This window comes from Pseudomonas sp. VMV1, from assembly GCF_056790235.1.
The window spans coordinates 171,787-178,291 of the sequence record NZ_JBXGSE010000008.1 but is presented as its reverse complement, the minus strand read 5'-3'; the positions used below and the strand labels follow the sequence as shown (position 1 = coordinate 178,291).

The window sequence follows — 6,505 nt, the reverse complement described above, 5'->3', positions numbered from 1 at the left end:
CGAAGGCGGTCGTACCGTCGGCGCCGGCGTGGTTGCCAAGATCATCGAGTAATCGATTGATCTGAAACGAAAAAAGGCCCTTCGGGGCCTTTTTTCTTGCCTCATGAAATTGACAGATGGCAAAAGAGGCGTTCTTGACAGCGGTCGGCGACATCCTTAGAATTGCGCCTCCTTTAATCGGGCACCTTTTTGCCCGAGGGGAAAGCTTGGAGTCTGAGGTCAAATGCAAAATCAACAAATCCGTATTCGGTTGAAGGCTTTTGATCATCGCCTGATCGATCAATCCACCCAGGAAATCGTGGAAACCGCGAAACGTACTGGTGCTCAGGTGCGTGGTCCGATTCCTCTGCCTACCCGCAAGGAACGTTACACAGTGCTGATTTCTCCGCACGTCAACAAGGACGCTCGTGACCAGTACGAAATCCGTACCCACAAGCGTGTGCTCGACATCGTTCAGCCCACCGACAAGACCGTCGATGCGCTGATGAAGCTCGATCTCGCCGCTGGCGTTGAAGTGCAAATCAGCCTCGGCTGAGACCGTCAAGGTTTCAGTCGTGTAACGCTCTGAAATGGGCGGCCATAGCGGGTGAAAGCCCCGTACACTCAAGAGGTTCTCAACATGACGATTGGTTTAGTCGGTCGTAAATGCGGTATGACCCGCGTTTTCACCGAAGAAGGCGTTTCCGTTCCGGTTACGGTCATTGAGATCGAGCCGAATCGTGTAACCCAATTCAAAAGCGAAGAAACCGATGGCTACCGTGCCATTCAGGTGACCGTGGGCGAGCGTCGTGCTTCCCGCGTGACCAAGGCGCAAGCCGGTCACTTCGCCAAGGCCAGCGTTGCTGCTGGTCGTAGCGTCCTCGAATTCCGCCTGGAAGACGGTGAGTACAAGGCTGGTGACGAAGTCACCGTAGCCCTGTTCGAAGCCGGTCAGATGGTTGATGTCACTGGTCAGTCCAAAGGTAAGGGCTACGCCGGTACCATCAAGCGCTGGAACTTCCGTGGTCAGGACAACACCCACGGTAACTCCGTTTCCCACCGTGCACCTGGTTCCATCGGCCAGTGCCAGACTCCTGGTCGAGTGTTCAAGGGCAAGAAAATGTCCGGTCACCTGGGTGCGGAGCGTGTAACCGTTCAGTCGCTGGAAGTCGTGCGTGTAGACGCCGAGCGCAACCTGCTGCTGGTCAAGGGTGCCGTCCCCGGCGCGCCGGGTGGTGACGTGATCGTACGTCCCGCCGTCAAGGCCCGTGGTTGAGAGGAGAGAGAACATGCAACTCAATGTGAATGGCTCTCAAGCTATCGAAGTCTCCGAGCACACCTTCGGCGGTGAATTCAACGAGACCCTGGTTCACCAGGCAGTCGTGGCCTACATGGCTGGCGGTCGTCAGGGCACCCGTGCCCAGAAGACCCGTTCCGAAGTCAGCGGTGGCGGCAAGAAGCCCTGGCGTCAGAAGGGCAGCGGTCGTGCCCGTGCCGGTACCATCCGCAGCCCCATCTGGCGCTCCGGTGGCGTGGCTTTCGCAGCCAAGCCCCAGGACCACAGCCAGAAGCTGAACAAGAAGATGTACCGCGCTGCCCTGCGCTCCATCCTCGCTGAGCTGGTCCGTCTGGATCGTCTGGTCGTGGTTGACGACTTTGCCGTCGACGCACCCAAGACCAAGACCCTGGTCAGCAAGCTGGACGGCCTGGGCCTGAGCGACGTGTTGATCGTGACCGATGCTGTCGACCAGAACCTGTATCTGGCCGCCCGCAACCTGCCTTTCGTCGACGTGCGTGATGTCCAGGGTTCCGATCCGGTCAGCCTGATCGCCTACGACAAGGTGCTGGTCACTGTGTCCGCCGTGAAGAAATTCGAGGAGCTGCTGGCATGAACCAGGAACGCGTATTCAAAGTGCTGCTTGGCCCGCACATCTCCGAGAAGGCCACCATGCTGGCGGACAGCCAGAAGCAGTTCGTATTCAAGGTTGCCACCGATGCAACCAAGCTGGAAATCAAGAAGGCCGTCGAGCAGCTGTTCGAGGTCAAGGTTCGCAGCGTCAGCACCCTGAACGTTCAGGGCAAGACCAAGCGCACCGCTCGTGGTCTGGGCAAGCGTAACGACTGGAAAAAAGCGTACATCGCGCTCCAGCCGGGCCAGGATCTCGACTTTTCCAGCAGCGCCGAGTAATCAGGGGGCATCATGGCAATCGTAAAATGCAAGCCGACCTCCGCTGGCCGCCGCTTTGTGGTCAAGGTGGTCAACTCTGATCTGCACAAAGGCGCGCCTTACGCTCCTTTGCTGGAGAAGAAGAGCAAGTCCGGCGGCCGTAACAACAATGGTCGTATCACCACTCGCCACATTGGCGGTGGTCACAAGCAGCACTACCGTCTGGTCGATTTCCGTCGCAACAAGGATGGCATCCCTGCCGTCGTTGAGCGTATCGAATACGATCCGAACCGTACTGCTCACATCGCTCTGCTGAAGTACGCCGACGGCGAGCGTCGCTACATCATCGCCCCTAAGGGCGTTGCTGCTGGTGATCAGCTCATGTCCGGCGCTGGCGCGCCCATCAAGGCTGGCAACAACCTGCCGCTGCGTAACGTGCCGGTCGGTAGCACCGTTCACGGTATCGAGCTGAAGCCCGGTAAAGGTGCTCAGATCGCTCGTTCCGCTGGTACCTCCGCTCAGCTGGTTGCCCGCGAAGGCGCCTACGTCACCGTGCGTCTGCGCAGCGGTGAAATGCGAAAGGTGCTGTCGGAGTGCCGTGCCACCCTGGGCGAAGTGTCCAATGGTGAGCATAGCCTGCGTTCGCTGGGTAAGGCCGGTGCCACCCGCTGGCGCGGTGTTCGTCCGACCGTTCGTGGTGTTGCCATGAACCCGGTTGATCACCCGCATGGTGGTGGTGAGGGTCGTACTTCCGGTGGCCGTCATCCGGTTTCGCCATGGGGCGTCAAGACCAAGGGTCTCAAGACGCGCTCCAACAAGCGTACCGACAAGATGATTGTCCGTCGCGGCAAGTAATCAGTAGAGGATTCGACTGTGCCCCGTTCTCTGAAGAAAGGTCCTTTTATCGATCTTCACCTGTTGAAGAAGATCGAAGTCGCGGTGGAAAAGAACGACCGCAAGCCGATCAAGACTTGGTCGCGTCGTTCGATGATCCTGCCGCAAATGGTCGGTCTGACCATTGCTGTGCACAACGGTCGTCAACATGTCCCCGTTCTGGTGAACGAAGACATGGTAGGCCACAAACTCGGCGAGTTCGCTGCTACCCGCACCTATCGCGGTCATGCGGCTGACAAGAAAGCCAAGCGTTAAGGGGTAAGGAAGATGGAAGTAGCCGCTAAGCTGTCGGGCGCTCGTATCTCCGCCCAGAAAGCCCGCTTGGTCGCCGACCAGATCCGCGGGAAGAAGGTGGGCGAAGCGCTCAACCTGTTGACTTTCAGCAGCAAGAAAGCCGCTGAGATCATGAAGAAAGTGCTCGAGTCGGCCGTGGCCAACGCCGAGCACAATGAAGGCGCCGACGTGGATGACCTGAAGGTTTCCACTGTCTTCGTAAACGAAGGTCGTTCGCTCAAGCGCATCATGCCGCGTGCCAAAGGTCGTGCTGATCGCATCGTGAAGCGGTCTTGCCATATCACGGTCAAGGTTGCGGACAAGTAACGGAGTCGATCAGATGGGTCAGAAAGTACATCCCAATGGCATTCGCCTGGGTATCGTCAAGGAGCACACTTCGGTCTGGTACGCGGATAAGCGCACTTATGCGGATTATCTGCTGGCCGACCTGAAGGTTCGTGAGTACCTCCAGGACAAACTAAAAAGCGCGTCCGTAAGCCGTATCGATATTCATCGTCCGGCTCAAACCGCACGCATCACCATCCACACCGCCCGTCCCGGTATCGTGATCGGCAAGAAGGGTGAGGATGTTGAGAAGCTGCGTCAGGACCTGACCGCAAGAATGGGTGTGCCTGTGCACATCAACATCGAAGAGATCCGCAAGCCGGAGCTCGACGGTGCCCTGGTTGCGCAGAGTGTTGCGCAGCAGCTTGAGCGTCGTGTGATGTTCCGTCGCGCCATGAAGCGCGCCGTACAGAACGCGATCCGCATTGGTGCCAAAGGCATCAAGATTCAGGTGAGCGGTCGTTTGGGCGGTGCTGAAATCGCCCGTACCGAGTGGTATCGCGAAGGTCGTGTGCCCCTGCACACCCTGCGTGCCGATATCGACTACGCCACTGCGGAAGCTCACACCACCTACGGTGTGATCGGTGTGAAGGTCTGGATCTTCAAGGGTGAGGTCATTGGTGGCCGCCAGGAAGAGCTCAAGCCCATCGCCCCGGCTCCGCGCAAAAAAGCTGCTGCTAAGTAAGGAGTACGCAACATGCTGCAACCCAAGCGTACAAAATTCCGTAAGCAGATGACCGGCCACAACCGTGGTCTGGCTCATCGTGGTAGCAAGGTCAGCTTCGGCGAGTACGCGCTGAAGGCTGTCGGCCGTGGCCGTCTGACCGCTCGCCAGATCGAATCCGCGCGTCGTGCGCTGACCCGTCACGTGAAGCGTGGCGGCAAGATCTGGATCCGCGTCTTCCCTGACAAGCCTGTCACCAAGAAGCCTCTCGAAGTGCGGATGGGTAAAGGTAAGGGTAGTGTCGAGTACTGGGTAGCCCAGATCCAGCCGGGCAAGGTCCTGTACGAGATCGAGGGTGTTTCCGAGGATCTGGCTCGTCAGGCGTTCGCCCTGGCCGCTGCCAAGCTTCCGCTCGAAACCTCCTTTGTTAAGCGGACGGTGATGTGATGAAAGCGAAAGATTTGCGTGAGAAATCCGTAGAGGAGCTGAACGAGCAGCTTCTCAACCTGCTGCGTGACCAGTTCAATCTGCGTATGCAGAAGGCAACTGGCCAGTTGGGTCAGTCTCACATGCTCTCGCAAGTGAAGCGCGACATCGCTCGCGTCAAGACTGTGCTGAACCAGCAGGCAGGTAAGTGATCATGGCTGAAGCTGAAAAAACTGTCCGTACGCTGACCGGCCGTGTGGTCAGCGACAAGATGGACAAAACCGTCACCGTACTGATCGAGCGTCGCGTCAAGCACCCGATCTACGGCAAATACGTGAAGCGTTCCACCAAGCTGCACGCTCACGACGAAACCAATCAGTGCCGCATTGGTGACCTGGTCACCATTCGCGAAACCCGCCCGCTGGCCAAGACCAAGGCGTGGACCCTGGTTGACGTCGTCGAGCGCGCCGTTCAGGTATAAGGGTAGAGAGCCATGATCCAGACTCAATCCATGCTTGACGTCGCCGACAACAGCGGCGCTCGTCGCGTGATGTGCATCAAGGTGCTCGGCGGTTCCCACCGCCGTTACGCCGGCATCGGCGACATCATCAAAGTCACCGTCAAGGAAGCAATTCCGCGCGGCAAGGTGAAGAAAGGTCAGGTGATGACTGCTGTCGTCGTGCGTACCAAGCACGGCGTCCGTCGCACCGACGGTTCCATCATCCGCTTCGACGGCAACGCCGCGGTTCTGCTGAACAACAAGCAAGAGCCGATTGGCACCCGTATCTTTGGGCCGGTGACCCGTGAACTTCGCTCCGAGAAGTTCATGAAGATCGTCTCCCTTGCCCCCGAAGTGCTGTAAGGAGTAGCCGACATGCAAAAGATTCGTCGTGAAGACGAGGTAATCGTCATTGCCGGCAAGGACAAGGGCAAGCGTGGCAAGGTGCTGAAGGTGCTCGCCGATGACCGTCTGGTCGTTGGTGGGGTCAACCTGGTCAAGCGCCACACCAAGCCCAACCCCATGCTGGGCGTTCAGGGTGGCATCGTAGAGAAAGAAGCTCCTCTGCATGTCTCCAACGTTGCCATTTTCAACTCCGAGACCAACAAGGCTGACCGCGTTGGTTTCAAAGTCGAAGACGGCAAGAAGATTCGTATCTTCAAGTCGACCCAAAAAGCGGTCCAGGCCTGAAGCTGCTAGGTAGATCACCATGGCTCGATTGAAAGAGATTTATCGGAAGGAAATCGCGCCCAAGCTGAAAGAGCAGCTTCAGCTGGGTAACGTGATGGAAGTTCCGCGTATCACCAAGATCACCTTGAACATGGGTCTGGGCGAAGCGGTCGGTGACAAGAAGATCATCGACAACGCTGTAGCTGACCTGGAAAAGATCGCTGGTCAAAAGCCGGTCGTGACTTATGCCCGCAACTCCATTGCTGGCTTCAAGATTCGCGAAGGCTGGCCGATCGGCGTCAAGGTGACCCTGCGTAGCGATCGCATGTACGAATTCCTGGATCGTCTGCTGTCCATCTCCCTGCCGCGCGTGCGTGACTTCCGCGGCCTGAATGCCAAGTCCTTCGATGGTCGTGGCAACTACAGCATGGGCGTGAAAGAGCAGATCATCTTCCCGGAAATCGATTACGACAAGATCGATGCGCTGCGTGGTATGGACATCACCCTGACCACCACCGCTCGTACCGACGAGGAAGGCCGTGCGCTGCTGCGCGCGTTCAACTTCCCGTTCCGTAACTGATTGAGGTCT

At 57.9% G+C, this 6,505-nt stretch carries 14 protein-coding genes; all 14 read left to right on the top strand.

The annotated features are described in order from the left end of the window. The first annotated feature begins 223 nt into the window (after positions 1-223). Positions 224-535, top strand: a complete 312-nt coding sequence (gene rpsJ / locus ACUCV0_RS21095; RefSeq protein ID WP_003243886.1) for a 30S ribosomal protein S10 — start codon at positions 224-226, stop codon at positions 533-535. Between the two features lie 84 nt (positions 536-619). Beyond that, positions 620-1,255: a 50S ribosomal protein L3 gene (gene rplC, locus ACUCV0_RS21090; protein WP_007161251.1), complete on the top strand. Its 636-nt coding sequence runs from the start codon at positions 620-622 to the stop codon at positions 1,253-1,255. A 13-nt stretch (positions 1,256-1,268) separates the two neighbouring features. Beyond that, entirely contained in the window at positions 1,269-1,871 is a 603-nt protein-coding gene (gene rplD / locus ACUCV0_RS21085) for a 50S ribosomal protein L4 (protein WP_007161250.1), read from the top strand. Then, positions 1,868-2,167 (top strand): 50S ribosomal protein L23, encoded by a 300-nt coding sequence (gene rplW / locus ACUCV0_RS21080; protein ID WP_007161249.1) that lies wholly within the window; start codon positions 1,868-1,870, stop codon positions 2,165-2,167. Before rplD ends, rplW begins: the two co-directional genes overlap by 4 nt. Before the next feature lie 12 nt (positions 2,168-2,179). Further along, positions 2,180-3,001 (top strand): 50S ribosomal protein L2, encoded by an 822-nt coding sequence (gene rplB / locus ACUCV0_RS21075; protein WP_059316462.1) that lies wholly within the window; start codon positions 2,180-2,182, stop codon positions 2,999-3,001. 18 nt (positions 3,002-3,019) lie between these two features. Next, the gene (gene rpsS, locus ACUCV0_RS21070; protein ID WP_010796754.1) at positions 3,020-3,295 is read left to right on the top strand and encodes a 30S ribosomal protein S19; all 276 of its coding nucleotides are present in this window, start codon (positions 3,020-3,022) and stop codon (positions 3,293-3,295) included. Between the two features lie 12 nt (positions 3,296-3,307). Beyond that, the gene (gene rplV, locus ACUCV0_RS21065; protein ID WP_007161246.1) at positions 3,308-3,640 is read left to right on the top strand and encodes a 50S ribosomal protein L22; all 333 of its coding nucleotides are present in this window, start codon (positions 3,308-3,310) and stop codon (positions 3,638-3,640) included. Positions 3,641-3,653: 13 nt separating this feature from the next. Further along, the gene (rpsC, locus tag ACUCV0_RS21060; protein ID WP_059316461.1) at positions 3,654-4,343 is read left to right on the top strand and encodes a 30S ribosomal protein S3; all 690 of its coding nucleotides are present in this window, start codon (positions 3,654-3,656) and stop codon (positions 4,341-4,343) included. Between the two features lie 12 nt (positions 4,344-4,355). Further along, complete coding sequence (gene rplP, locus ACUCV0_RS21055) at positions 4,356-4,769, top strand: 50S ribosomal protein L16 (protein WP_017640282.1); 414 nt, start codon at positions 4,356-4,358, stop codon at positions 4,767-4,769. After that, complete coding sequence (gene rpmC / locus ACUCV0_RS21050) at positions 4,769-4,960, top strand: 50S ribosomal protein L29 (protein WP_007161243.1); 192 nt, start codon at positions 4,769-4,771, stop codon at positions 4,958-4,960. Before rplP ends, rpmC begins: the two co-directional genes overlap by 1 nt. A 2-nt stretch (positions 4,961-4,962) precedes the next feature. Next, entirely contained in the window at positions 4,963-5,229 is a 267-nt protein-coding gene (gene rpsQ / locus ACUCV0_RS21045) for a 30S ribosomal protein S17 (RefSeq protein WP_007161242.1), read from the top strand. Positions 5,230-5,241: 12 nt separating this feature from the next. Beyond that, positions 5,242-5,610 (top strand): 50S ribosomal protein L14, encoded by a 369-nt coding sequence (gene rplN, locus ACUCV0_RS21040; protein WP_007161241.1) that lies wholly within the window; start codon positions 5,242-5,244, stop codon positions 5,608-5,610. A gap of 12 nt (positions 5,611-5,622) precedes the next feature. Beyond that, positions 5,623-5,937 (top strand): 50S ribosomal protein L24, encoded by a 315-nt coding sequence (gene rplX, locus ACUCV0_RS21035; protein WP_059316460.1) that lies wholly within the window; start codon positions 5,623-5,625, stop codon positions 5,935-5,937. Between the two features lie 19 nt (positions 5,938-5,956). Then, positions 5,957-6,496 carry a 50S ribosomal protein L5 gene (gene rplE, locus ACUCV0_RS21030; protein ID WP_007161239.1) on the top strand — a complete coding sequence of 180 codons (540 nt, stop codon included), beginning with the start codon at positions 5,957-5,959 and terminating at the stop codon, positions 6,494-6,496. Positions 6,497-6,505: the final 9 nt, after the last annotated feature.